Raw genomic sequence first — 25,700 nt, 5'->3', positions numbered from 1 at the left:
TATGAACTTGCTGGCATTGACGCATCCCGATCTGGTGTTTATCAACCCGCCCCAACGTACGCCGGAAGCAGTGATCCGTTGGCTCACCGAGCCGCTCGCCAGGCGGAAGGTCATCAACGATCGAGAGGCATTTATCGAAAGCGTTTTACAACGTGAAAGTGAAGGCCCTACCGCGCTGGGTGAAGCGCTCGCCGTCCCGCACGGTAAAACCGAGGCGGTGCAACAGGCGGCATTTTGTCTGGCGCTCTTTGACGATCCGATATGCTGGCCGGGGCTGGAAGGTGATGAAGAGGTGAGGATGGTTTTCCTGCTCGCCATTCCGCCAGCGGAAGCAGGCAGTACGCATATGCACCTGCTGACGACGCTGACCAGCAGACTCACGGATGAGCGGGTGCGTGAGCAATTGCTGGCGGCGCGTACGCGGGAAGAGGCGATGTCTGCGCTGAGTAATGAAGGTTCTCAAAAACAGGACGATGCCCCCGAAAGCTCTCTTCTCATCCCGTTGGTACTGGGCTGCATCGTTACCGTAGCCTTTTTGCAGGCAGGGTTGAGCTGGGCCTGCGGGGTGAGTTAATCGAGCAGCGCTCAGCACAGGCTCTGCTGAGCGCTTGTTTTTGTTGAATAATTAATCAGATTTTTCCTTCGAGTCTTTACAATTGCCCCAGCGCCCGCCGTTTGTACTCTCGTCTTTTTACTTTGTTCTGCATCAAAAAAATCGCAAACTTGTTTGATGCAAATCACTATATGTAGCACTTAAAATGCACACCGACCCAACATCTTGTATTTATCGTCTACTATTCCAACAACAAGACGGCGCGAACGCTGGCCGGAATTGTGGATAACACGAGCTGGGCACGCGGGAAGTCTTTGCCGCGGCGAGGAATACGTCCGGTGAATACTTCTCCACCTTTGTGGATAACCTGTTTTTAAAATGGAGTGATCATGACACCGCATGTGATGAAACGTGATGGCTGTAAAGTGCCGTTTAAATCAGAGCGCATCAAAGAAGCCATTCTGCGTGCAGCTAAAGCAGCGGGAGTCGATGACGCAGATTACTGCGCCACCGTCGCAGAAGTCGTTAGCAGCCAGATGCATGAACGCAGCCAGGTGGATATCAACGAGATCCAGACCGCGGTTGAAAACCAGCTGATGTCTGGTCCGTACAAGCAGCTGGCGCGCGCCTACATTGAGTATCGTCACGACCGTGACGTCCAGCGTGAGAAACGCGGTCGCCTGAACCAGGAGATCCGCGGCCTGGTGGAGCAAACCAACTCGTCGCTGCTCAATGAAAATGCCAACAAAGACAGCAAAGTGATCCCAACCCAGCGCGACCTGCTGGCCGGTATCGTCGCCAAGCACTATGCCCGCCAGCACCTGCTGCCGCGCGACGTGGTGTCTGCGCACGAGCGCGGTGAGATCCACTATCACGATCTCGACTACTCGCCGTTCTTCCCGATGTTTAACTGCATGCTGATCGACCTGAAAGGCATGCTGACCCACGGTTTTAAAATGGGTAACGCCGAGATTGAGCCGCCGAAATCCATCTCCACCGCGACGGCGGTCACGGCGCAGATCATCGCCCAGGTGGCGAGCCACATCTATGGCGGCACCACCATTAACCGCATCGATGAAGTGCTGGCCCCGTTCGTGGCCGAGAGCTTCAACAAACACCGTAAAACGGCGGAAGAGTGGCAGATCCCGGATGCCGACGGTTACGCCCGTTCCCGCACCGAGAAAGAGTGCTACGACGCGTTCCAGTCGCTGGAATATGAGGTAAACACGCTGCACACCGCCAACGGCCAGACGCCGTTTGTGACCTTCGGGTTTGGCCTCGGCACCAGCTGGGAATCACGCCTGATCCAGCAGTCTATTCTGCGCAACCGCATCTCCGGCCTCGGTAAAAACCGTAAAACGGCGGTGTTCCCGAAACTGGTGTTCGCCATTCGTGACGGCCTGAACCACAAGTTTGGCGATCCGAACTATGACATCAAGCAGCTGGCGCTGGAGTGCGCGAGCAAGCGTATGTACCCGGACATCCTCAACTACGACCAGGTGGTGAAAGTCACCGGTTCGTTTAAAACGCCAATGGGCTGCCGCAGTTTCCTTGGCGTGTACGAAGATGAGAACGGCGAGCAGATCCACGACGGGCGCAACAACCTGGGCGTCATCAGCCTGAACCTGCCGCGCATCGCGCTGGAAGCTAAAGGGAATGAAGCGGCCTTCTGGACGCTGCTGGATGAACGTTTACAGCTGGCACGTAAGGCGCTGATGACCCGCATCGCCCGTCTTGAAGGGGTGAAAGCCCGCGTCGCGCCAATTCTCTATATGGAAGGAGCCTGCGGCGTGCGCCTGAAGGCGGACGATGATGTGTCGGAGATCTTCAAAAACGGTCGCGCATCGATCTCTCTTGGCTATATCGGCATTCACGAAACGATTAACGCGCTGTTTGGCGACAAGCACATCTATGACAACGACGCCCTGCGTGAGAAAGGTATCGCGATTGTGCAGCGCCTGCGCGATGCGGTAGACCAGTGGAAAGAGGAAACTGGCTACGGTTTCAGCCTGTACAGCACGCCGAGCGAAAACCTCTGCGATCGCTTCTGCCGTCTGGACACCGCCGAGTTCGGCATCGTGGAAGGCGTGACCGACAAAGGTTACTACACCAACAGCTTCCACCTCGATGTGGAGAAGAAGGTGAACCCGTACGACAAGATCGACTTTGAAGCGGCCTATCCGCCCATCGCGAACGGCGGTTTTATCTGCTACGGCGAGTACCCGAACATTCAGCACAACCTGAAGGCGCTGGAAGACGTGTGGGATTACAGCTATCAGCACGTGCCGTACTACGGAACCAACACGCCAATTGACGAGTGCTACGAGTGCGGCTTTACCGGTGAGTTCGAGTGCACCAGCAAAGGCTTCACCTGCCCGAAATGCGGTAACCACGATGCAGCCCGCGTCTCCGTGACCCGCCGCGTGTGCGGCTACCTCGGCAGCCCGGATGCGCGTCCGTTTAACGCCGGGAAGCAGGAAGAGGTGAAGCGCAGGGTGAAACATTTGGGGAATGGGCAGATCGGGTAAGTTCTGCGCAGGGTTTCCCCCTCACCCTACCCCTCTCCCTCAAGGGAGAGGGAACCGATCGAGCAAATTGTTATTCCGGCCACCGGTTTTCTCCCTCTCCCTGTGGGAGAGGGCCGGGGTGAGGGCATCAGGTTAACGCTATGAACTATCACCAGTACTACCCCGTCGACATCGTCAACGGCCCCGGCACCCGCTGTACCTTGTTTGTATCAGGCTGCGTTCACGAGTGCCCCGGCTGCTACAACAAAAGCACCTGGCGCCTGAACTCGGGTATGCCGTTTACCGCTGAGATGGAAGACCGCATCATCAACGACCTGAACGACACGCGCATCAAACGCCAGGGGATCTCGCTCTCCGGCGGCGACCCGCTCCATCCGCAAAACGTGCCGGAGATCCTGAAGCTGGTAAAACGCATCCGCCGCGAGTGCGCGGGAAAAGACATCTGGGTCTGGACGGGCTATAAGCTGGATGAACTGAATGCGCAGCAGATGGAAGTAGTGGATCTAATTAACGTCCTGGTCGACGGCAAGTTCGTGCAGGATCTAAAAGATCCTATGCTTATCTGGCGCGGCAGCAGCAACCAGGTTGTGCATCATCTGCGTTGAATGAAGGCGGATATCCTCTGTCCGCCTGAACGTCAAAACCGACTCAAACTCTCCATCGCCTCAGCCTTAAACGCCGCAAAATTCTCGCACTGGCACAGGCGCGCCATCGCGCGTTCACGCAGGAAGGTGACAAAGATGTCGTAAATCGCCATTGCCTCTTCGTACTCGCTTTTGCTGATGGCGAGCAGGAAGATGACATGGGCGGTTTCATCTCCCCACTGAATGCCCTGCGGCGCCAGCACGGTGTAGACCACCGTTTTTTGCGCCAGCAGCCCGAGGGAGTGCGGCAGCGCGATGCCGTCGCCGAGCATGGTGCTGACGATGGCTTCACGCTCGATAACCGATTCCAGAAACTCCGCGCCGACAAAACCTTCCCCTTCAAGCTGCCCGCACAGTTCGCGGAACAGCGTTTGCTGGTCGACAGGCTTGTCGAGAATGCGGAAATGGGCCGCGTCGAAGTATTTTTCCAGCATCCACGGGCGGGTGCGATCCACCAGCACCAGCTTGCCGATCTGCTCCAACTGATAATCGGTCGGGAACGGGGCGATCATCACCACCGGTTTGGATTTTTCGCTCACGCGGGCGGTGGAGATCACGAAGTCTTCGCCAATGGCATCGGCAAGCTCGTACTCGCGAAGGGTGAGCGTGCGCGTCACCTCAATCTGCGGGTATTTACGCTGAAGTACCGCCTCGATCATACGCACCATCGCGTTACCGGCGTCGCACACCAGCAGCACCCGCGGCTGGCGCTGGTAGCCGATATTGTAATGGCGCTCCAGCCCGACGCCGATATGCAGCACCAGAAAACCAATTTCGTTTTCGCTGATCACATACGGGGTGTATTTGCCCCAGCTCGACACCGCCGCGAGGGTCATATCCCACGCCATCGGGTAGTGCTGCTTGATGTTATCCAGCAGCGGATTGGGGATCATGATTTGATACCGCACGCGGGTAATCATGGTTTTGATGTGCGTGAGCAGATCTGCATGCAGTTGCTCATCGCTCAGCAGGTTGTAGTTATAGTGGGTGTTGATGTAGCGCAGAATGTAGTTGACCAGCGCTTCGTCGTCGTCGGCATTAATCGCGCTGGGGGCGATCTCCTGGATCTGCCGCGCCGCAATGTGCACGCACAGCCAGCTCTCTTCTGACGGCGAAAGCGCTTTGCCCGCCAGCTCCTGGATAGCCACCGCGATATCTTTCGCCGCCTCACGCACGTTCTCTTCCACGTCTTCCGCGTGGAATTCCGGCAGCGGATACCCCTCGCTGATGCGCCGCACCGACACCGCGCAGTACAGGCGCAGGAACAGCTCGCCTTCATCGGTCAGGCGAATGTGATGGCGCGTCAGCGCATCGTGCAGCACCGGCACCATCTTTTCCGCCACGCCCGCGTTCAACGCCACGTCGGTCACCAGCGGGTTCAGGCTGTCCTGCTGCGCCAGCTCCCACAGAAGGTCGGTCAGGCAGGCGCGGATCGCCATCTCGCTGCCAAACAGCTTCATCCCGTGGCGCGGGCGGGTTTCCAGCGTCAGGTTGTAACGGTGAAACCACTCACGCACTTCCACCATGTCGCTCTGCAACGTGGCCCGGCTGACGAACCACTCATCGGCCAGATCCTCCAGCTTGAGGGAAAAGGCTGACGTCAGAAAACGCACCACCAGATAGTGCACGCGCTCCGGTCCGGTTCGCGGAATACGCAGCGCGCGCGGGTGGGACGCCTGCAATTGTTGATAGCGCACCACATCATTAATTTTGAGCTGATAGCCGTTGCCCCGGCTCAAAATGAACTGCGCGCCGTGGCTGGCCAGCAGCGCGTTCAGGGCGGTGATATCCGCCCGGACGGTTCGCGTGGAGACCGACAGCCGCTGCGCCAGCTCATCCTGTGGCAGCGTCTCGTTTTGCAACAGATCGAAAAGTTGCGCTAAACGTTGGTTCGGAAATCGCACGTCGTTGTCCTCTTACTGCTCAGGGTGAAATGACCATCTGGGATGGGCTGCCGACCGGGGTATAGTCTGGCTCGGCGCTCAGCTTGCCGTCCGGCGCCACGCGGAAACGGGTAATGTTGTCGCTGCGCTGGTTCATGACGTACAGCCAGCGACCCTGCTTATCGAGCGTCAGGGTGCGCGGATAGTCGCCGCGCGTCCAGACATCATCCTGATGCGTCAGCGTACCCTCTGCCGTTACGGTAAAGTGCCCGATGCTGTTATGCAAACGGTTAGCGACATACAGCTGTTTCCCGTCGGCGCTTAGCGCCAGCCCGGCAGCAAAACTGGTGCCTTTATAACCGTCCGGCAAGGCTGAAACCGTTTTACCCTCTTTCAGCCTGCCATTACTGTCCAGCGCATAATGGGTGAGCGTAGACGCCTCTTCGTTAATCAGCCACAGGGCATCGCCTTTCGGCGTAAAGACGAAGTGGCGCGGCCCGGCCCCTTTTGAGGAGACGCTGATAAATGGCGGATCGTTCGGCGTCAGCTTCCCGGTTTGATCGTCAAAATGGTACTGATAGATGCGATCCAGCCCCAGATCGGTGGAAAAAACGTATTTCCCGCCCGGATCGGCGGCGATCATGTGCGCATGCGGGCCGTTATGATCGCTGATGGCGAAACTGCCTTCGACGGCAGCTTCCGGCTTCGCCGCGCCCGGTTCGCCTTTGTCCTGATGGGTGTCCGTAGCATCGCCCAGGCTGCCGTCTGCGTTAACGGGCAGCACCGCGACAGTTCCGCTGACGTAGTTTGCCACCAGCAGATGTTTGCCGTTCGGCGTCAGGGAAAGATACACCGGCCCCGCGCCGCCGGAGGACACCTGATTCAGCTCGCTCAGCGCGCCGTTATCACCGATGCGCAGCGCCTGCACCACGCCCTGCTCCACTTCGCTTGCCAGATACAGCGTTTTGCCGTCGTGTGAGACGGTTAACTGCGCGGCGTTCGGCAGTTTGCTCACCAGTGTTTTATCGTTCAGCGCACCGGTTTGCGGATCGACGGTAAAGCGGTACAGCCCTTCACCGTTCGGATTATAGGTGCCCACCCAGGCGTACTGGGTTTGAGCGATTGCAGAGGTAGCAAGTAAAGAGAGTGAAGCGACAAGCAGGGTACGGGTGTGCATGGTGGCTCCTTCGGGTGTGTGCAGTTTGTTTCCCCTCACCCCAGCCCTCTCCCAAAGGGAGAGGGGGTAAAGGTACCCTCTCCCGGTGGGAGAGGGTTAGGGTGAGGGGCAGGTTCTACTTAACCAGCTTCTTCGTCATCTCCAGCAGCGTGCGCACGTCTTCCGGGCGCGTGTCGCCGCTGGCCTTGTCGATAATCGAGCTGTAGATATGCGGGATGATTTTGCTCACGCCCGCATCCAGGGCGATCTGCAAGATCGCCTCGAAGTTCTCCAGATCGATTCCCCCGGTCGGCTCCAGCCAGAAGTCGTGACGGGCGCAGGCTTCCGCCACTGCCTGGTATTCGTCACGGCATTTCAGGCCGCCCATCGGGAAGTACTTGATGGAGCTGCCGCCGAAATCTTTCAGCAGGGCGATAGCCGTTTCAACCGGTACGATGCCGTCAGGCGCGTTGCTGCTCAGCGGGCCGGTGGAGATTTTCACCATCCCGACGGTGCCGGTCGGGGAGACCAGACCGTTGACCACGGACTCATTCTGCCCCAGCAGCGCGCGGCTGGTGGCCACGCCGGTAAAGACCTGGTTAACGTGCTGCGGCTGCACCTGGCGGGAGATTTCACTCACCATCGCCGACTGGTTCGGGTCGCCCGCGCCCAGCCCCACGGAGAGCGCATTATCAATCAGCGCGGCGTATTCGCGCATGTCCGCAACCGCGCTCGCCACGTCCGGGTAATTTTTGGAGAGCACGCCCACCAGCACATGACCTTCCGCCGCCTCGTAAATGGCGCTGGCGTTGGCCTTTGAGCCTGCCAGCACGTTCAGGCAGACGCGGTCACGGTAAAAGTTGGGGGTCAGTTTCATGCGTTTTTCTCCTGTCCTAATACTTCGCTAATGCGGCGGTACACGATGTTCAGCTGGTCAGCATTCACGCTGCGCACGTCCGCCTCGATAATCCCTTCGTTGGCCTTATAGCCACGGAAGTAAATGGCGTATTCGCCCTGTTTCAGCTTCGCCACCAGATCGCCCGTGCCGACGCCCGTAGCGGCTTCGTCGAACTTAATCTCGGTACGGGCGATATCGCGACCGGCGCTGTCCCAGACCACGCGCGCGGTCACGCCGTTCAGGGTGTTGAGCGCGTCGATAAACGGCGTCATCTTCGCCACCATCTCGGCCCCGCTCTCTTTGGTCGCCGTCAGGTAGTGTTCGATGGCGCAGGTCAGGCCCAGGATACCCTCTTTGCCCACCTTCATCGCGCGGCCAATGCCCGCCGTCTGACGCTTCACCCACTCAACGTACTGGGTTTTGCCGATCACCAGCCCGCTGGTTGGCCCTTCGATCGCCTTCGCGCCGCTGTAGATCACCAGATCGGCGCCGGATCGGTAATAGGTATGCAGATCTTCTTCCGCCGCGGCGTCAACGATCAGTGGTAAGTCGTGTTTACGCGCCACGACCGCCGCCTGCTCGACGCTGAGCATGCTTTTCTGCACACAGTGGTGCGATTTGATGTAGAGGATCGCCGCCGTGCGCGGAGTGATCGCCGCCGCCAGCTGATCGGCAGAGCATTCGTTGGCGTAGCCCGCCTCCACCAGCTTGCCGCCGCCCAGCGCCACCATGGTGCCCACCGGCGCGCCAAAGTTCACGTTGTGGCCTTTCGGCAGGACGATTTCGTTGTTTTCTATCGGTGTGACGTGCAGGTTTTCCAGCAGCCAGTCGCTGTCTTTCACCAGCACCGCCGCCACGGACTGGGCAATGCCCGCCGACGCGCAGGAGACCACCGTCGCCCCTTCCACCTCCAGCAGCTTCGCGATGTATTCCCCGGTTTTATTGACCAGATCCTTCATCTCGAAATAGTGATTCATGCCGTCCATCGCCGCCTGCACCACTTCCAGGCGCGGCGTGGAGACACCCAGCGCCGTCATGCGGCCAGAGGTGTTGATAACCTGCTTTAAGTTGTACTTCTCATAAATCGAAGGCATGTTCCGTGCTCCCTTGTTCGGTCATGTAGCCCTTGCCCGCGCGGATCGCGGCAAGCGGCATCAGAATGTGTTCAGCCTGTAGGCTGTCGTTTTCGGCATCCGTCAGCACCGTCGGCTGGCGCTTGAGCGTAAACAGCGTCAGATCGGCGTCGAGGCCAGGCTGAATGCGGCCTTTGCGCGTCAGGCGCAGGCCGTCGGCGGCGTTGGCCGTGACACAGTCAATCACCTGCGGCAATGACATGCCGATGGCGAGGAATTTCGACATCACGCTCGCCAGCGAGCCGACCGGGCCGTTGATGCGGTTGCGGCAGTAAATATCCGAGCTGATGGTATGCGGCAGAATGCCCATCGCAATGGCGCGCTTCGCCACCTCAAAGCTGAAGCTCGCCGTGCCGTGACCGACGTCCAGGCGCACGCCGCGCTTCAGGGCGGAGGTGATGGAGGCGCGCAGCTCGCCGGAGGGCGTCAGAATGCGGTTAGGCTTGCCGTTGTAGCAGTGGGTGATGATGTCACCGGAGCTCAGCAGTTCGGCAATCTCATCGAGGTTAGGCGGGTTGTTGCCGATGTGCACCATCAGCGGCAGGTCGCCGTTCTCTTTCTGAATCGCTTTCGCGCGCTCCAGCGGGGTGATGCCGTTTTCACCGACCACGCTGCTGCTCATGCGCGCCTTCAGGCCAACGATAAAATCCGGGTGGCGCGTCACCGCCTGCTTCACCGCATCGGCGTCAATATTCGCCATGTTGGCCAGCTCGTTCTGGGCGATCAGCCCCACGCGGGAGATGTTCAGCAGGACAAACACCTCGGTGGAGGCTTTGCGGGTGATGGCGTAAAAATCGTCCACGTCGTCGGCTCCGGTACTGCCCGCGTCCACCACGGTGGTGACGCCGGTGGCAATGCCCACGCTGTCCGGCTCGTCGTGGTAAATCGGGGAGTTCGGGTAGCAGTGGACGTGGGAGTCAATCCAGCCCGCGCTGACGAACACGTCACCGTTCAGCTCAACCGTTTTGCGGGCAGGAGCGTCAATGTCGCCTGTCGCGGCAATCTTCCCGTCCTGGATGGCGATATCGGTCAGGGTATCGTCGGCGAGGCGCGCACGGCGCAGGAGTAGATCAAACATGGGGTTCTCCTGATAAGGCGGGCACCGAAGCGCCCGCGGGTATTAAAGGGCGACCGGGAACAGCCAGCCCAAAATCATTGCGCCGAGGATGGCGCCACCGGTAATCGGCTTCTGCCAGATGTAGAACAGCAGCGCGCCTACCAGGGAACCGACGCCGATTGGAATGGAGGCGGTCATGGCGCTGAGGATAATCAACGGCCCGAGGAAGCGGCCGGAGGCGTTACCCGCGCCCATCATCACGTCTGCGCCGTAGGTGGAGTTGCTCTGATTGATGGTGAACTTACGCGCCAGGATGATGACGTAGCCAATCGCCAGGCCAATCACCAGGCCGGTAATCAGCGCGGCAATGAAGTTGGTCACCGGGAACATGATCCCCGCGCCCAGCAGCAGCGCCGGTACGCCGAGGCCTACGCCAGTCTGGATCGCCCCGCCGATATCAAGAATACCCACCAGCGACCCTTCGATAATTCGGGCGAACAGGAAGCTCGCGCCAAATGCCGCCACCGCGCCGTAGACGCCGGTATCGATTCCCGCTTTCAGCATCGCCACGAAGGCCACTTCGTTAAACGCGCCGATGCCGTAGAGGTAGTACATGTGCGTCCCGGCAAAGACGCCGGAGGAGAGCAGGCCAACGAAGATCGGGAACGACCAGTCGGCATACCAAAAACCTTTATTCTGTTCCATTTAGAGGCTCCTGTTATTTACCGCTGAGCGAGTTGTGGATCATGTCGAGCCAGTTCGGCACGGTCAGATGGAAGGATTCGATCATCTTCATGTCGAAACCGCGGAAGAAGCCGCTCAGCACAAAGAGCAGAACGATCGCCGCCATCATCACTTTGGTGACGTGGTTCCAGCCACTCTCTTCAACACCTTTACCAATCAGAATACCCAGTACCAGACCCGGTACGGCGTTACCCATGATCAGCTGTGCCGCGCTGCCAAAGATGGTGGCCCAGAAGCCCGATTTTTTACCCGCGTCGATGGCCGCCAGCCAGAAGATCACCGGCATCACGGTGTTGACCAGCAGGTTCGCCGCCGGTACCAGCACCTTCACGGCGGTCACCTGAAGCGCTGCCGGAACGGAGGAGGCGGTCAGGTTAAGGAAGGTCACAACAATCATGCCGATGATGCCGCAGGCAATCGCCATTTTGCGCGGGTCATGCAGCGTTTCACCGACGTTACGGTTTTTAATCATCAGTGCAGCAGCACCCCAGTTGGGGATGATGCGGTGGTCAACGTCCTGTGTGAAGGCACCTGCGGCCACGGAAGAGGCCCAGGCGTTAAAGAAGAAACCTAACCCAAAGGAGAAGTGGGACGCCGGATCCCCTTCGCAGGAGTTCAGTTCCCCCAACGTACGAAACGCGCCCATACCCTGAGTGGTAGGCGCATGAAACATGCGTGCAGCCCCGGCGCCAACACCGACGCCAACCAGGCCGCCAATGATGAGCGATTTTATTAATATAATTAAGAACATCAGTCTGCCCTTTTATGAATAATCAGCGTTGCGTGACAAAATCCACCTGGTCGAGATTGATGGCGGTCACGTTGACGGTCACATCCAGCTCCACGCTGTAGGTGCGTCTTTCCCGGCGCAAAAAGAAGAACAGAAACGCTTCTTTTCGCACCGCTTCTTGCGCCTGAACAACCTGCACATCCTGTGGCTCAATACGCAGTAAGATATGCGGTGAGGCTTTCATCACCGCAGCCTGAACGTGGTTGAGGGCGTCGGCAAAGGCGCGCGCTTTGGCGTCGCCCTTCCCCTTCACTCTCACCGTGGTTGTGAAATGTTCTTTCATGCTTACGCGCCGTATTTCTTCTGCCACGCCTGTACCAGACGCTCGCCCAGCTCTTCTTTATCCATAAAGCCAAAGCCCAGCACGTTGCAGCCTTCGTTTATGGCGGTCACCCCCTCATCCACGGAGCGCATGCCGTATTTGGCCTTGTAGCCATATTTGGTCTGAGCGGTGATGGCGCCCGCGCCGCCGCTGCCGCAGAAGGAGATCCCGAAGGTGGCGTTTTCTGCTTTCATCACGTCACCGAGCTTCATATCCGCTGCCATGCCCGGTACGACAACCGCGCGTCCGCCGGCTTTTTCCACACCCGCAGCCACTTTCTGACCTTTACCCAGGCGATCGCCAATCACGACTGTAATCTGTTCCATGTGTTGCTCCTTAAAGGTTGTCTTTCGCGACTTCGAAGTGAACGGAGAGCAGCCAGGCCTCTTCATCAGGAAGGTTGCCGAACTGCGCTACCACTTCACGGGCGAGTTGCATTGAATCTGGTGAAATTTCGTCGAACAGCTCTGCTTCAACCTCCGGCAGCGGCTCGCCGGTCACGGACCGGTGCGCCATTGCGCGAACGTGGGAGGTCAGCATCTGCTCCTGTACCGCGTTGGGAATGATGTTGTGCCGGGCCAGCAGGGCGTAGACCTGCTGAAGCATGGTGTTCGCGAGCTGTTCTGTTTGCACCGCCTGTTCCCCAACGTCGTTCATTACCGCTCCGTTAATCACTCGTCTTACCCCGTTAATGGCTCTGGAATAAAACTAACGTCGAGGGGGAATTGTTTGTAGCGAGTTGTTTTCCACTTCGAAGTGGAAAGGCGAGCAGCGGCAGTGATCTGTGCCACATAAATGCGGTGAATCTGTATAAATCGCTGGATTTACGTGATGAATATCACGCTATTACGCGGCATTAGACTGGTAAGCGGAGTGGAAAAGATTACGAGCAGGCTCGTAGAAATGTGACGTGGATAAGGTTTTCTTATGGGGATCCGCTAGAGTGGCGGCGGGTGCTTGAGACTGACCGTCTCAGGCATGGGACGGAAAGTGGAAAGCCCCGCCTGATAAAAAATCAGGGCGGGGGCTCGAAACGACACGTCACACCGTGGAGTTCGCTACCTCGCCCGCTTAAAAGCAAGGAGGCATCCATGAAACGCAGAAACCCAAGTATCGGGGTTTTGATGATTATTTCTTTGACAATAATCATCTTAACGCTGGTGACGAGGAAAACACTGTGCGAGATCCGTTTTCGTAACGGCTCGCTTGAAGTGACAGCGCGGATGGATTGTCGCTCCGGCAAGTAGGGAGCAACGATGCGGGGGCGCATGATGCGCCTCCGCATACGGGGAGAGGACGTACAGCTCAGGCACCCAATTAACGATACTTTTTGTGGTACGTGTTGCGGGTCGCGACAAACTGATCGGCTGCCGCCTGGGCTTCTTTCACTTTGCCTTCGTTCGCCAGCTTCAGCGCGCCGTCAATCTGGCCGACCAGCACGTCAAAACCGTGGCGGTAGTCTTTCATCTCGGCGCTGTCTGCCGCTTTGCTTTCCAGCTTCGGCGGCGTCGCTTTTTGCGCATCCAGCGCGGCTTCACGCATTTTAGTCAATGCGTCTTTCATGTCCGCCGCATTGTCCGTTTTCTGCACCACCTTCAGGTTTTCACTGAGGATGTCCATGTTGTCTTCGAGATCGGCAGCAAACGCAGACGAGCCAAGAACCAGCGTTGAAGCCGCGACGATCGCTAACAGGTGTTTACGCATTGCTCACTTCCTTTTTTTATTATTAATCACGCTCTTACGGGGATTATTGCCCGGCGATTTTCATCTCCGGCAGTAATACAGAACCACACTGAATATTGCTGCGTGTTTCAATATCGTTACCGACCGTAACAATATTGCGCCACATGTCCTTGAGGTTGCCGGCGATGGTGATTTCGCTCACCGGATACTGAATTTCACCGTTTTCGACCCAGAAGCCCGCTGCGCCGCGAGAGTAGTCGCCGGTGATACCGCTCACGCCCTGCCCCATCAGCTCGGTGACCACCAGGCCGGTGCCCATCTCTTTCAGCATCTGTTCAAAATTCAGGCCCTGTCCGGCAATGCGCCAGTTATGAATGCCGCCCGCGTGCCCGGTGCTTTTCAGCCCCAGCTTACGCGCGGAGTAGTTGGTCAGCAGCCACTGGGTCAGAATGCCGTCTTTCACGATATCACGACGTTCCGTGCGCACGCCTTCGCTGTCGAACGGCGTAGAGGCCAGCCCTTTCAGCAGGTGTGGGTGCTCTTCGATGGTCAGCCATTCCGGCAGGATCTGCTTGCCCAGCGAGTCGAGCAGGAAGGTCGATTTACGGTACACCGAACCGCCCGCAATCGCTCCCACCAGATGACCAAACAGGCCGGTTGCCACTTCGTTGGCAAAAATGACCGGCGCTTTCATGGTGGAGAGTTTACGCGGCGAAAGACGTGACAGCGTGCGTTCGGCGCACGCTTTTCCCACCCACTCCGGAGACTGCAAATCTCCCAGCGCGCGGCCAATGGTATACGCGTAATCACGCTCCATATCGCCGTTTTCTTCGGCGATGACGCAGCTGGAAAGCGAGTGACGGGTTGAGCAGTACCCCTGCAACATGCCATGGGAGTTACCAAACACTTTGATGCCGTAGTGGCTGTTAAAGCTGCCGCCTTCGGTATTGGTGATGCGTTTGTCAGCCTGCAAAGAGGCCTGCTCGGCTCGCGCGGCCAGCTCAATGGCTTCATCCGGCGTCACTTCCGCCGGATGGAACAGATCGAGATCCGGCACGTCAAACGCCAGCAGCTCTTTATCAGCCACGCCAGCGTAAGGATCCGGGGAGGTGTAACGCGCGATATCCAGCGCCGCCTGCACCGTACGGGCGATGGCATCCGGGCTGAGATCGGTAGACGACGCGCTGCCTTTACGATTCTGGTGATACACCGTGATCCCCAGCGCGCCATCGCTGTTAAATTCTACATTCTCCACTTCGCCATAGCGGGTGCTCACGCTAATGCCGGTGGTTTTGCTGACCGCCACTTCGGCGCCATCTGATTTACCTGAAGCGAGCGTCAGCGCGGTGGAGACGGCTTCTTCCAGGATCTTACGCTGCGCTTCAACTTGTGAGGTTACTTTCATCGCAAATGCCATACTGTAAGAGAGAGTTAAGTGAAGTCTAACAGAGAACCGTTTTTCAGTGCGCGTCTTAACTGGTAACATTAGCCTCTTTTTTTAAGGAGCCTGACATGACTAAGCAGCCCGAAGACTGGCTCGACGACGTTCCCGGTGATGACATCGAAGACGAAGATGATGAGATCATCTGGGTCAGTAAAAGTGAAATTAAACGTGACGCCGAAGAGTTAAAACAGCTTGGCGCAGAAATGGTAGAACTGGGTAAAAACGCGCTGGATAAGATCCCGCTCGACCAGGATCTGCGTGATGCCATTGAACTGGCACAGAAAATCAAGAAAGAAGGGCGTCGCCGCCAGCTTCAGCTTATCGGGAAACTGCTGCGTCAGCGCGACGTGGAGCCGATCCGTCAGGCGCTGGACAAACTGAAAAACCGCCACAACCAGCAGGTTGCGCTGTTCCATAAGCTGGAACAGATCCGCGATCGTTTGATCGACCAAGGTGATGACGCGGTACCTGAAGTGCTGAACCTGTGGCCGAATGCCGACCGCCAGCAGCTGCGATCGCTTATCCGCAACGCGAAGAAAGAGAAAGAAGGGAATAAGCCGCCGAAGTCTGCGCGCCTGATTTTCCAGTATCTGCGCGAGCTGTCTGAGAACGAAGAGTAATCTGTTCCCCTCACCCTGACCCTCTCCCCAAAGGGGAGAGGGAGAAGAGAAGAACGTAGGCCCGGTAAGCGCTAGCGCCACCGGGCTTTTTTTACTCTGCGGCCGCGGCTTTCTTCGCCAGACCGTCCAGCAGCTTCTGATGGATCCCACCAAACCCACCGTTGCTCATCACCAGAATGTGATCGCCAGGCTGTGCGGCTTTCACCACCATATCCGCTAAGACATCCACGTCCGCACTCCAGTGCGCCGGCTGAATGCAGGCGTCTGCCACTTCGGCCACCTGCCATGGAATATGCTGCGGTTGCAGCAGGAAGACTTCGTCGGCACGTCCTAAGGACGGCGCAAGATCGTCTTTGCAGATGCCCATTTTCATGGTGTTCGAACGCGGTTCCAGCACGGCCAGAATGCGCGCGGTGCCGCCAACTTTGCCACGCAATGCGGCAAGCGTCGCCAGAATGGCCGTTGGGTGGTGCGCGAAATCGTCATACACGGTAACGCCGTGGGCTTCACCGCGCAGCTCCAGACGGCGACGGGCGTTGATAAACGAGCCCAGCGCATTAGCGGCATCCGCAGGCAGTACGCCCACGTGACGCGCCGCGGCGATTGCCATCAGGCCGTTGTGCATGTTGTGCTCGCCCACCAGGCCCCACTTCACCTCGCCCACTTTCTCACCGTCGAGCAGCACTTCCCATTCGGAGGCATCCGCGTTGAGCTTTTTCGCCTGCCAGTGCCCCTGCTCGCCAACCAGCTCCTGCTCGCTCCAGCACCCCATCGCCATAGTCTGCTTCAGGTTGATGTCGTTCTCCGGCAGGATAATGCGGCCCTGACCCGGAACAATGCGCACCAGATGGTGGAATTGTTTCTGAATCGCTTTCAGGTCGTCAAAGATATCCGCGTGATCGAACTCAAGGTTGTTGAGGATCAGCGTGCGTGGGCAGTAATGCACGAACTTGGAGCGCTTGTCGAAGAACGCGCAGTCGTATTCATCCGCTTCAATCACAAAGAACGGGCTGTCGCCCAGACGCGCGGAGACGTCGAAATTCCCCGGTACGCCGCCGATCACGAAGCCCGGCTTGTAGCCGCAGGCTTCGAGGATCCAGGTCGCCATACCGGCGGTGGTGGTTTTGCCGTGCGTCCCGGCAACGGCGACGACCCAGCGGTCGCGCAGGACAAAATCATGCAGCCACTGCGGGCCAGACATGTACGGGATATTGCGTTCCAGCACCGCTTCAACGCATGGATTCCCACGGGTCATGGCGTTACCCACGATCACCAGATCCGGCTGCGGCTCCAGCTGGCTGGCGTCATATCCCTGAATCAGAGAAATTCCCTGCTTCTCGAGCAGCGTGCTCATCGGCGGATACACATTGGCGTCCGAACCTGTCACTTCATGGCCCAGCGAGCGCGCCAGCATTGCCAGTCCGCCCATGAAAGTGCCACAAATCCCCAATATATGAATGCGCATACGTCACTATCCTTCTTCAATGTGGCGCACATTTTACTCACATGTCAGCGGCTGTGAAACGCATTTCGGGTAAATCCGTATTTTGCTGGCGCGATTCACCTCTGCGCTAATATTTGAATGTTTGTTAAGATTGTTGGACATCAACCGCTTTACTCAACATAAGATGCAGGGAAAGTGTTATGAAAACGTTAGGTGAATTTATTGTCGAGAAGCAGCACGAGTTCTCTCATGCTACGGGTGAGCTCACTGCTTTGCTGTCGGCAATAAAGCTGGGCGCTAAGATCATCCACCGCGATATCAACAAGGCCGGTCTGGTCGATATCCTGGGTGCCAGCGGTGCCGAGAACGTTCAGGGTGAGGTTCAGCAGAAACTCGACCTGTTCGCCAATGAAAAACTGAAAGCTGCACTGCGCGCGCGCGACATCGTTGCGGGTATCGCCTCTGAAGAAGAAGATGAGATCGTCGTATTCGAAGGGTGTGAACACGCGAAATACGTTGTTCTGATGGATCCGCTGGACGGCTCCTCCAACATCGACGTTAACGTTTCTGTCGGTACCATTTTCTCCATCTACCGTCGCGTCACGCCGGTTGGCACACCGGTGACGGAAGAAGACTTCCTGCAACCGGGCAGTAAACAGGTTGCTGCCGGTTATGTGGTGTATGGCTCGTCCACCATGCTGGTGTACACCACCGGCTGCGGCGTACACGCCTTTACCTACGATCCGTCCCTGGGCGTGTTCTGCCTGTGCCAGGAGCGTATGCGCTTCCCGGAGAAGGGCAACACCTACTCCATCAACGAAGGCAACTACATCAAATTCCCGAACGGCGTGAAGAAGTACATCAAATTCTGCCAGGAAGAGGATAAAGCCACCCAGCGCCCGTACACCTCGCGCTACATCGGCTCGCTGGTGGCGGATTTCCACCGTAACCTGCTGAAGGGCGGTATTTACCTCTACCCAAGCACCGCCAGCCACCCGGACGGAAAACTGCGTCTGCTGTACGAGTGCAACCCGATGGCGTTCCTGGCCGAACAGGCAGGCGGCAAGGCGAGCGACGGTAAAGAGCGTATTCTGGATATCGTGCCGGAAAGCCTGCACCAGCGCCGTTCATTCTTCGTCGGCAACCGCCATATGGTGGATGACGTTGAACGCATGATCCGCGAATTCCCGGACGCGTAACGCACGAAAAGGGGAGCCAGGCAGGCTCCCTTTTTTTCAGGCCGTTTGCATCGTCAGCTTGAAGGAAGCCATCGCTTCCATCAGCTCGCGCGACTGTTCCTCCAGGGAACGTGTAGCCGCAGATGATTGCTGGACCAGCGCCGCATTTTGCTGCGCCGTTTCATCCATCTGATTGACGGCGATATTCACCTGCTCAATACCGCGGCTCTGCTCCTGGGACGCCGTCGCAATTTCACGCATCAGTTTGGTCATACGCAGTACTTCGGTGGCGATCTCGTCCATCGTCTCACCGGCCTGCTGCGCCAGCTCGCTGCCCTCGTTCACGTGGGTTTGCGAATCGCTGATAAGCGAGCGGATCTCTTTCGCCGCATCAGCACTGCGGCTGGCGAGATTACGCACCTCACCCGCCACGACCGCAAAACCTCGCCCCTGCTCACCCGCACGCGCCGCTTCAACGGAGGCGTTCAGCGCCAGAATATTGGTCTGGAAGGCAATGCCGTCGATGACGCTCAGGATATCGGCGATGCGCGCCGAACTGCCGGAGATGTCGCGCATCTTCTCAATGACATAGCAGACCATTTCACTGCCGTGATCGGCGGTATCGGAGACCGACTTCGCCAGTTGGTGCGCCTGCTCGGCGTTATCGGCGTTAAGTTTCACCGTGGCGGTGATCTCTTCCATGCTGGCGGCCGTCTGCTCCAGCGAGGTGGCGGTGGATTCCGTGCGCTGGGCCAGGTTCATATTCCCGGCCGTCAGCTCGCGGCTGCCGGTATCAATCTGCGAGCTGGCGTCACGCACCCGCAGAACCGAGTCCATCAGCGACTGGCGCATCCCTTCGATCGCCGCGTTAAGGCGATTAAATTCCTGGCTCGCCGGCGCGTTCAGGGTATGGGTTAAATCCCCGGCCGCCACATGTTCCAGCTGGGCAATCGAGGCTGAAAGCGGCTTGAGCAGCATATGGCGCAGCACCAGCCAGGCCAGCACGATAATGCCAGCCGTCAGCAGCGCCGCGACGATAATCAGGATCAGCACGCGGGTTTTACTCGCCTGCACGGCGCTCACCTCCGCTTTGCCGCGCGCCTCGCTCCATGCCTGGAACGCCTGCATATCGTTATCAAACTGCTTCGCCACCGGGACCAGCTTGTTTTCCAGCAGATCGTAATAGCTGTCCGCGCTTTGCTCGTTCAGGGCTTTCAGCATCGGGCTGATACCCTGCTGGTTGTACACCGCCAGGCTCGCGGCAACGTTATCCAGCAGCTTTTGACCCTGCTCATCCGCCACGCCACTGCCGATCACGTCCTTCAGCGTTTTCTGTGCCAGCGCCACTTCCTGGTTAATGGTTTTGACCGCCCTGGCCGCATCGTCCAGCAGGCCGACCTCCATCATGCGGACGGCCTGCCCCGCTTCGTTACGCGCGCGCAGGATCAGCGTATAGCCGGCATTCAGCTGCACCATCTGTTCACCCTGAAGATGATTGATGCGCTGGAGAGAAGCGGAACTTTGTGTAAGGGCATAAATGCCGATGCCGCTGACAATCAGCAGCAGAAGGGTCATAACGGCCAGTAAAGAGAGCAAGCCGGTACGAATCGATAGCGTTTTAAGCATGATGTTATTTCCGGTAGCGAGATATTTCTGGGCATAAAAAAAGAATATCGGCCGCTACCGGAAAATGTTTAGAGTTTAAGCAATTTCAGCATGTTATCGCTCTGTTAAAGATGTATTCACCCGGGTAACAGGCGAGCTCTGGCGGTTCTCCCACAGCACCGTCAGGCCGCGCTGGAGCGCGATAAAAATAAACAGCAGAATGCCGATGGCGATTTTGGTCCACCAGGAGCTGAGCGTGCCGTCGAAGTTGATATAGGTCTGAATCAGCCCCTGGATCGCCACGCCAAACAGCGTGCCGAGGACTGTCCCCACTCCGCCGCTGAGCAGCGTACCGCCAATCACTACCGAGGCAATGGCGTCCAGCTCAACGCCCACCCCCGCCAGGGCATAGCCTGCCTGGGTATAAACCGAGAATACAATCCCCGCGAGGGTGGCCAGCCCGGTCGAAAGCATGTAGATGCGAATAGTCGTGCTGCGCGTGGAAATTCCCATCAGGTTCGCGGACGTGGCGCTGCCGCCAATGGCATAAACCTGGTTACCAAATCGGGTACGGTGGGCGAGGAAGATCCCGATCACCACCACGCCCAGCATCAGCAGCCCCATTGCGCTCAGGCGCCCCCCGCCGGGGATTTTCCACGCCAGACTGGAGAGCGTGTCGTAGATCGGATGGTTTATCGGAATTGACTCCTCCGACACCAGATAGCTCACGCCGCGCAGGAAGAACATCCCGGCGAGGGTGATGATAAAGGCCGGGATTTTCAGCGCATCGATCAAAAGCCCCATAAAGGCGCCGAACGCGCAGCCCATGACTAGCACCAGCGGAAAAGCCAGCAGCGGCGAAATCCCCCAAAAGCCAATCGCCTTGGCAAGGAACACGCCGGTAAAGGCGATCACCGACCCAACGGAGAGATCGATCCCGCCGGAGAGGATCACAAACGTCATGCCGACGGCAATAATGCCTAAAAAGGCGTTGTCGGTCAGGATGTTGCAAATCACCCGCGTGGAGGCGAAGCCCGGAAACTGGGTCAGGCAATAGAGGTACCCCAGCACGAACACGCCCAGCGTGATCATTAACGGCAAATTACGTTTTATCATGACCGCGGTTCCCCTTAATGAGAGTGATAAAGCGCGGCGACTGCACGATAAGCACGATAAGCACCACGACCGCTTTGACGACCTGATTCAGCTCCGGCTGGAACCCGGAGAGCAAAATACCGGTATTCATACCCTGAATAATCAACGCCCCCACCACCGAGAGCAGCAGATTAAAACGTCCGCCCATCAGCGATCCACCGCCGATAACCACCGCGAGGATCGCATCCAGCTCGAGCCAGAGTCCGGCGTTATTGGCATCCGCTCCGCGAATATCGGCGGCCACGATCACCCCGGCAATCGCAGCACAGACGCCGCTCAGCACGTAAGTCAGCATCACCATCAGCCGCGTATTTACCCCGGCGTTTTTCGCGGCCCGAATGTTAATCCCCACCGCTTCGATGAACATCCCGAGCGCCGTTTTGCGGGTGAAAAGCCAGAACACCACCAGCGTCACCAGCGCGACGATCACCGGCGTCGGGAAGAACAGAAAATTACCGCTGCCGATCCACGCCAGGCTTGGGGAGTTAAAGGTGACGATTTGACCGGAGGTGATAAGCTGCGCCACACCGCGCCCGGCCACCATCAAAATCAACGTCGCGACAAACGGCTGGATCTTGAGCACCGCAACCAGAATGCCGTTCCACAGCCCGGCAAGCACGCCGGAACCCAGCGCGGCCAGCAGGACCACCGGCAGGCTGTGCCCGGCGACGGTCATCGAGGCGGCGGTGGCGCCCGCAATCGCCATTACCGCACCGACGGAGAGGTCGATCCCGCCGGTGGCAATGACCAGCGTCATACCAATCGCCAGCAGCGCCACTGGCGCGGCACGGTTTAAGATGTCGATCGGGCTACCAAACAGGCGGCCATCCTGCACGACGATCTGGAAAAAATGCGGAGCCACCAGGCTATCCACCAGCAGCACCAGCAGCAGCGCCACGATTTGCGGCGTGCCGGTCGGCCAGGTGAAGCGGCGCTTCGCTTCGCCAGTTTGCGAAAGAGAACGGGACATCACATTTGACTCCTTACGCCGCGATGGCATTCATGATCGCCGGTACCGACAGTTTATCCAGCGGGATCTCTGCCACCTGCCTGCGATCGCGCATGATGATGACGCGATCGGCATAGCCGACCAGCTCCTCCAGCTCAGATGAGATAACCAGCAGCGCCAGACCGTCGGCGCAGAGCGTTTCGATAAGCCGGATGATTTCGGCGTGCGCGCCCACGTCGATACCGCGCGTGGGCTCGTCGAGGATCAGGAATTGCGGCCTGGTGAGCAGCCAGCGCGAGAGGAGAACCTTCTGCTGGTTACCGCCCGAGAGGAACTCGATGGGCTGTTCCGCGCTCGGGGTACGTATACCGAGCTGGCGGATGAAGCGCTCGGCAATCGCGTTCTGCTCGCGCTTAGGGATCGGACGCAGCCAGCCGCGCTGGGCCTGTAGCGCCAGAATGATGTTTTCCCGCACCGAGGCGGCGGCAATAATCCCGTCCGTTTTCCTGTCCTCCGGGCAGAAGCCCACGCCGAGGCACGACGCCTGATGCGGTGAACGTAGCGTTTGTGGTTTGCCTTTGATCAGCGCCGTTCCGCTGTCGGCAGGTTTGATCCCGAAGATGACTTCGGCGGTTTCGGTGCGCCCGGAGCCTAACAGCCCCGCCAGACCCACAATTTCACCGGGGCGTACCTCGAGGTTAAACGGCGCGATGGTCCCTTTTCTGCCGTAATCGTGAAACGCGGCGATCGGTTTTTCGCTCAGCAGCGTACGGCCCGCGCGCTGAAGCGCGTTGGTCTCGAGCTCGCGGCCCAGCATCATTTTGACCAGCTCTATCTGCGGCAGCTCGCGGGTTTCCCGGCAGCCGACAAAGCTGCCGTTGCGCAGCACCGTTATACGGTCGCTCACCTCGTAAACCTGATCGAGGAAATGCGTCACGAAAATCAGGCTGACGCCCTGATTACGCAGCTGGCGCATCAGGGTAAAAAGCATCTCCACTTCCTGGGTATCGAGGCTGGCGGTGGGTTCATCGAGGATCAGCACTTTCGCCGAGAGATCGATAGCGCGACAGATCGCGACGATCTGCTGCATCGCTACGGAAAAACGGTTCAGCGGTTCGCGCACGTCGAGAGAGAAGCCATACGATTCCATCAGCTTCGCGGCGCGCGCTTCCATCTCTTTGCGGCGCAGCAGGCCAAAACGTCTGGGTTCGCGGCCAATAAACAGGTTATCCGCTACCGACATGTTTGGCAGCAGGTTCACTTCCTGGTAGACCGTGCCGATCCCCAGTTGCTGGGCATGCGCGGTGTTTTTGGGCGAAATGGCGTTACCTTCCAGCCAGATAGCGCCGCGATCGGCGTGATAGACCCCGGTCAGGGTTTTAATCAGCGTCGACTTCCCCGCCCCGTTTTCGCCGAGCAACGCCATGATCTCCCCACGCCGCAGGCTGAAATCAACGTTATCCAGCGCCTTAACGCCAGGGAAAAATTTACTCAGGCCCTCTGTGCGGAGGATTTCCTGGTGTTGTTCGGTGGTCATGGTTTCCCCCTGCATCAGGCCGGATGACGCTACGCTTATCCGGCCTACAAAAGAGCGTATCGTAGGCCGGGTAAGCGCAGCGCCACCCGGCAATTTCACTGGATCAGTAGCCCATATTTTTCTTCTTCTCTAACTCTTCTTTCGCCGTGTCCGGCAGGTAGAGCGTGGATTTGGTGATGGTCAACTTCTCAGGCTGGGTGCCGTCTTTCTTGAATTTCTCCAGCGCATCGAATGCCGGGCCCGCCATATTTGGCGTCAGCTCCACGCTGGCGTTCGCTTCGCCGTCAATCATCGCTTTGTAGATGTCCGGTACGCCGTCGATCGAGCCGGTGAGGATATCTTTGCCCGGCTTCAGGCCAGCTTCTTTGATGGCCTGGATGGCGCCGATCACCATGTCGTCGTTGTGGGCGTAAACCATGCAGATATTTTTGCCGTTATTTTCTGCCTTGATGAAGCTTTCCATGACCTCTTTACCCTTGCTACGGGTGAAGTCGCCGGACTGAGAACGGATGATCTTAATGTTTGGTGCTTTGGCGATGGCCTCCGCGAAACCTTTCTTACGGTCGATAGCCACGCTTGCCCCGACGGTGCCCTGCAACTCAACCACGTTACATGGCTTGCCATCCACCTGCTTCACCAGCCAGTCACCAATCAGTTTGCCTTCCAGCACGTTATCGGCGGTGACGGTGGTCATATAGAGAGATTTGTCTTTTACGTCGATGGAACGGTCGAGCAGGAAGACCGGAATTTCAGCATCTTTGGCTTCCTTCAGCACCGGCTCCCAGCCCGTGGCGACAACCGGGGCAATAAAGATGGCATCCACGCCCTGAGCGATAAACGAGCGCACCGCTTTAATCTGGTTCTCTTGCTTTTGCTGACCATCGGCGATTTTCAGCGTAATACCGCGCTTTTCGGCCTCACTTTTCGCCACATTCGTTTCAGCGGCGCGCCAGCCAGATTCAGATCCGACCTGCGAAAATCCAACGGTTAAGGGTGCGGCCATCGCCATAGACGACATGGCTGCCGAAACTGCTGTAACAAGAAGTAAGCGCTTCCACATATGAACGTCCTCGTAGGGTAGGTTATTGTTGGTTAAAAGATGTTCCGAGGATGAACTATAGCCAATGGAATATGTTACGGATTGCGTTACATCACACTTCAGAAAAGTGAATAAAACGTTAATCACAAGTTTGTAATCGCTTTCATTTCAACATTTAAAATGCGGCTGAGTTTATGGATTATCCTGTCATGGAAACGGTCTGAAAAGTGAAGGCGCGAGGGAGAGAAGACGAAAACAGGCGGAGACTTTCAGCGCCAGTTGGCTATAATACCTGCCACTTGTTTACCATCCATTTTAAAGGACACCGACATGAGCTTACTCAACGTCCCTGCGGGTAAAGAACTGCCAGAAGACATCTACGTTGTGATCGAAATCCCGGCCAACGCAGATCCAATCAAATACGAAATCGACAAAGACACCGGTGCGCTGTTCGTTGACCGTTTCATGTCTACCGCCATGTTCTATCCGTGCAACTACGGCTACATCAACCACACTCTGTCTCTGGACGGTGACCCGGTTGACGTACTGGTCCCAACGCCATACCCATTGCAGCCAGGCTCCGTCATTCGCTGCCGTCCTGTTGGCGTGCTGAAAATGACTGACGAAGCGGGTGAAGATGCGAAACTGGTTGCCGTACCGCACACCAAGCTGAGCAAAGAGTACGATCACATTAAAGATGTGAACGACCTGCCAGAGCTGCTGAAAGCGCAGATCGCCCACTTCTTCGAGCACTACAAAGATCTCGAAAAAGGCAAATGGGTTAAAGTTGAAGGCTGGGATAACGCAGAAGCGGCGAAAGCAGAAATCATCGCCTCTTACGAGCGTGCTGCTAAGAAGTAATTCTTACTGCTGAGACTAAGCCCCGCGCGTCGGGGCTTTTTTGTGCCTGTCGATGCGCCCGGCGGCGCTTCGCTTGCTCGGGCCTACGGCGCAAAACGACAACGCCACCGTAAGGTGGCGTTGTCGTTTTTCAGAACTGGTCTCTGTCTAACCAGTTACCGCTTTCAATCAACGTTAACCCGTCGACCGAACGTTGGTACACGTACATCCATGCACTGCCATAAGGCGTCTGGATCAACTGGCGAGCGTATTCACCGCCCCTGGTGCGCAAGGCATCAAGTTCGGCCAGCGTAGCATTATCAATACGATAAACCTCACCCTGTACCGTTCCGTTCCCCGGAACCGCGCCTGGATAGTGGCCCAGACTGTACAACTGGTAGTTTTCGATTGTGTAATTTCCCAGCAACTGGGCGTTGGTCATCCAGTGGCTGTTGCCTTGCCTGGTTCGTAAACTGCCGTAAACAAATATTCGCATTG

General features: G+C 57.7%; 26 protein-coding genes. 7 read left to right on the top strand and 19 right to left on the bottom strand.

Annotated elements, in window-relative coordinates; translation table 11 throughout:
* Position 1: 1 nt before the first annotated feature.
* The 3 genes from RS584_RS02515 (at position 2) to nrdG (ending at position 3,686) form a co-directional block, all read left to right on the top strand.
* Complete coding sequence (locus tag RS584_RS02515) at positions 2-574, top strand: PTS sugar transporter subunit IIA (RefSeq protein ID WP_015572515.1); 573 nt, start codon at positions 2-4, stop codon at positions 572-574.
* 368 nt (positions 575-942) lie between these two features.
* On the top strand, positions 943-3,081 hold the full coding sequence (gene nrdD, locus RS584_RS02510; protein ID WP_015572514.1) for an anaerobic ribonucleoside-triphosphate reductase: 2,139 nt from the start codon (positions 943-945) through the stop codon (positions 3,079-3,081).
* A gap of 140 nt (positions 3,082-3,221) precedes the next feature.
* Positions 3,222-3,686 carry an anaerobic ribonucleoside-triphosphate reductase-activating protein gene (nrdG, locus tag RS584_RS02505; protein ID WP_045344392.1) on the top strand — a complete coding sequence of 155 codons (465 nt, stop codon included), beginning with the start codon at positions 3,222-3,224 and terminating at the stop codon, positions 3,684-3,686.
* 32 nt (positions 3,687-3,718) lie between these two features.
* Here nrdG and RS584_RS02500 read toward each other — a convergent pair whose 3' ends face one another.
* The 10 genes from RS584_RS02500 to RS584_RS02455 form a co-directional block, all read right to left on the bottom strand.
* Complete coding sequence (locus RS584_RS02500; protein ID WP_017383912.1) at positions 3,719-5,629, bottom strand: BglG family transcription antiterminator; 1,911 nt, start codon at positions 5,627-5,629, stop codon at positions 3,719-3,721.
* A gap of 19 nt (positions 5,630-5,648) precedes the next feature.
* Complete coding sequence (locus RS584_RS02495; RefSeq protein ID WP_315748874.1) at positions 5,649-6,785, bottom strand: lactonase family protein; 1,137 nt, start codon at positions 6,783-6,785, stop codon at positions 5,649-5,651.
* A 115-nt stretch (positions 6,786-6,900) separates the two neighbouring features.
* Positions 6,901-7,641, bottom strand: a complete 741-nt coding sequence (gene dagF / locus RS584_RS02490; protein ID WP_058687202.1) for a 2-dehydro-3-deoxy-phosphogluconate aldolase — start codon at positions 7,639-7,641, stop codon at positions 6,901-6,903.
* Positions 7,638-8,756: a DgaE family pyridoxal phosphate-dependent ammonia lyase gene (locus RS584_RS02485; protein ID WP_315748873.1), complete on the bottom strand. Its 1,119-nt coding sequence runs from the start codon at positions 8,754-8,756 to the stop codon at positions 7,638-7,640. Before RS584_RS02485 ends, dagF begins: the two co-directional genes overlap by 4 nt.
* Complete coding sequence (locus RS584_RS02480; protein WP_315748872.1) at positions 8,740-9,873, bottom strand: amidohydrolase/deacetylase family metallohydrolase; 1,134 nt, start codon at positions 9,871-9,873, stop codon at positions 8,740-8,742. The genes RS584_RS02485 and RS584_RS02480 overlap by 17 nt, the downstream gene beginning before the upstream one ends.
* Before the next feature lie 42 nt (positions 9,874-9,915).
* Positions 9,916-10,557 (bottom strand): DUF4310 family protein, encoded by a 642-nt coding sequence (locus RS584_RS02475; protein ID WP_015572508.1) that lies wholly within the window; start codon positions 10,555-10,557, stop codon positions 9,916-9,918.
* Between the two features lie 13 nt (positions 10,558-10,570).
* Positions 10,571-11,347, bottom strand: a complete 777-nt coding sequence (locus RS584_RS02470; RefSeq protein ID WP_315748871.1) for a DUF4311 domain-containing protein — start codon at positions 11,345-11,347, stop codon at positions 10,571-10,573.
* Positions 11,348-11,369: 22 nt separating this feature from the next.
* Positions 11,370-11,669: a DUF4312 family protein gene (locus RS584_RS02465; protein ID WP_108367487.1), complete on the bottom strand. Its 300-nt coding sequence runs from the start codon at positions 11,667-11,669 to the stop codon at positions 11,370-11,372.
* 2 nt (positions 11,670-11,671) lie between these two features.
* Entirely contained in the window at positions 11,672-12,034 is a 363-nt protein-coding gene (locus RS584_RS02460; protein WP_006810339.1) for an SFCGS family glycine-rich protein, read from the bottom strand.
* 10 nt (positions 12,035-12,044) lie between these two features.
* The gene (locus tag RS584_RS02455) at positions 12,045-12,383 is read right to left on the bottom strand and encodes a PRD domain-containing protein (protein ID WP_026080657.1); all 339 of its coding nucleotides are present in this window, start codon (positions 12,381-12,383) and stop codon (positions 12,045-12,047) included.
* A 416-nt stretch (positions 12,384-12,799) separates the two neighbouring features.
* On the opposite strand from RS584_RS02455, the gene RS584_RS02450 reads away from it, so the two are divergent.
* Positions 12,800-12,955, top strand: a complete 156-nt coding sequence (locus RS584_RS02450; RefSeq protein ID WP_017383916.1) for a Hok/Gef family protein — start codon at positions 12,800-12,802, stop codon at positions 12,953-12,955.
* Between the two features lie 70 nt (positions 12,956-13,025).
* Here RS584_RS02450 and cybC read toward each other — a convergent pair whose 3' ends face one another.
* Positions 13,026-13,412, bottom strand: a complete 387-nt coding sequence (cybC, locus tag RS584_RS02445) for a cytochrome b562 (RefSeq protein ID WP_010427378.1) — start codon at positions 13,410-13,412, stop codon at positions 13,026-13,028.
* A gap of 43 nt (positions 13,413-13,455) precedes the next feature.
* Positions 13,456-14,808 carry a metalloprotease PmbA gene (pmbA, locus tag RS584_RS02440; RefSeq protein WP_315748870.1) on the bottom strand — a complete coding sequence of 451 codons (1,353 nt, stop codon included), beginning with the start codon at positions 14,806-14,808 and terminating at the stop codon, positions 13,456-13,458.
* A 95-nt stretch (positions 14,809-14,903) separates the two neighbouring features.
* Here pmbA and yjgA point away from each other — a divergent pair, with 95 nt between their 5' ends.
* A complete protein-coding gene (gene yjgA, locus RS584_RS02435; RefSeq protein ID WP_017383918.1) occupies positions 14,904-15,455 on the top strand; it encodes a ribosome biogenesis factor YjgA in 552 nt (183 codons plus the stop codon).
* Positions 15,456-15,546: 91 nt separating this feature from the next.
* On the opposite strand, the gene mpl is transcribed toward yjgA, so the two are convergent.
* Positions 15,547-16,920 carry a UDP-N-acetylmuramate:L-alanyl-gamma-D-glutamyl-meso-diaminopimelate ligase gene (gene mpl, locus RS584_RS02430; RefSeq protein ID WP_017694649.1) on the bottom strand — a complete coding sequence of 458 codons (1,374 nt, stop codon included), beginning with the start codon at positions 16,918-16,920 and terminating at the stop codon, positions 15,547-15,549.
* A gap of 179 nt (positions 16,921-17,099) precedes the next feature.
* Between mpl and fbp the strand changes: the two genes are divergently transcribed.
* On the top strand, positions 17,100-18,098 hold the full coding sequence (gene fbp / locus RS584_RS02425; protein ID WP_003856070.1) for a class 1 fructose-bisphosphatase: 999 nt from the start codon (positions 17,100-17,102) through the stop codon (positions 18,096-18,098).
* A 36-nt stretch (positions 18,099-18,134) separates the two neighbouring features.
* Here fbp and RS584_RS02420 read toward each other — a convergent pair whose 3' ends face one another.
* From RS584_RS02420 to ytfQ, 5 genes are all read right to left on the bottom strand, one after another.
* Positions 18,135-19,703: a methyl-accepting chemotaxis protein gene (locus RS584_RS02420; RefSeq protein ID WP_015572503.1), complete on the bottom strand. Its 1,569-nt coding sequence runs from the start codon at positions 19,701-19,703 to the stop codon at positions 18,135-18,137.
* Between the two features lie 93 nt (positions 19,704-19,796).
* The gene (yjfF, locus tag RS584_RS02415) at positions 19,797-20,798 is read right to left on the bottom strand and encodes a galactofuranose ABC transporter, permease protein YjfF (protein ID WP_017383921.1); all 1,002 of its coding nucleotides are present in this window, start codon (positions 20,796-20,798) and stop codon (positions 19,797-19,799) included.
* A complete protein-coding gene (gene ytfT / locus RS584_RS02410; RefSeq protein ID WP_017383922.1) occupies positions 20,785-21,810 on the bottom strand; it encodes a galactofuranose ABC transporter, ATP-binding protein YtfT in 1,026 nt (341 codons plus the stop codon). Before ytfT ends, yjfF begins: the two co-directional genes overlap by 14 nt.
* A gap of 10 nt (positions 21,811-21,820) precedes the next feature.
* Positions 21,821-23,323, bottom strand: a complete 1,503-nt coding sequence (ytfR, locus tag RS584_RS02405; RefSeq protein ID WP_047637823.1) for a galactofuranose ABC transporter, ATP-binding protein YtfR — start codon at positions 23,321-23,323, stop codon at positions 21,821-21,823.
* A 103-nt stretch (positions 23,324-23,426) separates the two neighbouring features.
* Positions 23,427-24,383 carry a galactofuranose ABC transporter substrate-binding protein YtfQ gene (gene ytfQ, locus RS584_RS02400; protein ID WP_017383924.1) on the bottom strand — a complete coding sequence of 319 codons (957 nt, stop codon included), beginning with the start codon at positions 24,381-24,383 and terminating at the stop codon, positions 23,427-23,429.
* Positions 24,384-24,692: 309 nt separating this feature from the next.
* Between ytfQ and ppa the strand changes: the two genes are divergently transcribed.
* Positions 24,693-25,223, top strand: a complete 531-nt coding sequence (gene ppa / locus RS584_RS02395) for an inorganic diphosphatase (protein ID WP_047364829.1) — start codon at positions 24,693-24,695, stop codon at positions 25,221-25,223.
* 130 nt (positions 25,224-25,353) lie between these two features.
* Here ppa and RS584_RS02390 read toward each other — a convergent pair whose 3' ends face one another.
* A complete protein-coding gene (locus RS584_RS02390; RefSeq protein WP_017383925.1) occupies positions 25,354-25,698 on the bottom strand; it encodes a gamma-glutamylcyclotransferase in 345 nt (114 codons plus the stop codon).
* Positions 25,699-25,700: the final 2 nt, after the last annotated feature.

The organism is Enterobacter sp. DTU_2021_1002640_1_SI_PRY_ASU_LCPMC_013 (genome assembly GCF_032389435.1).
GTDB lineage: Bacteria > Pseudomonadota > Gammaproteobacteria > Enterobacterales > Enterobacteriaceae > Enterobacter > Enterobacter hormaechei_C.
Note: the sequence above shows the minus strand (reverse complement) of the source record. Positions and strands in the feature narration are given on the sequence as shown.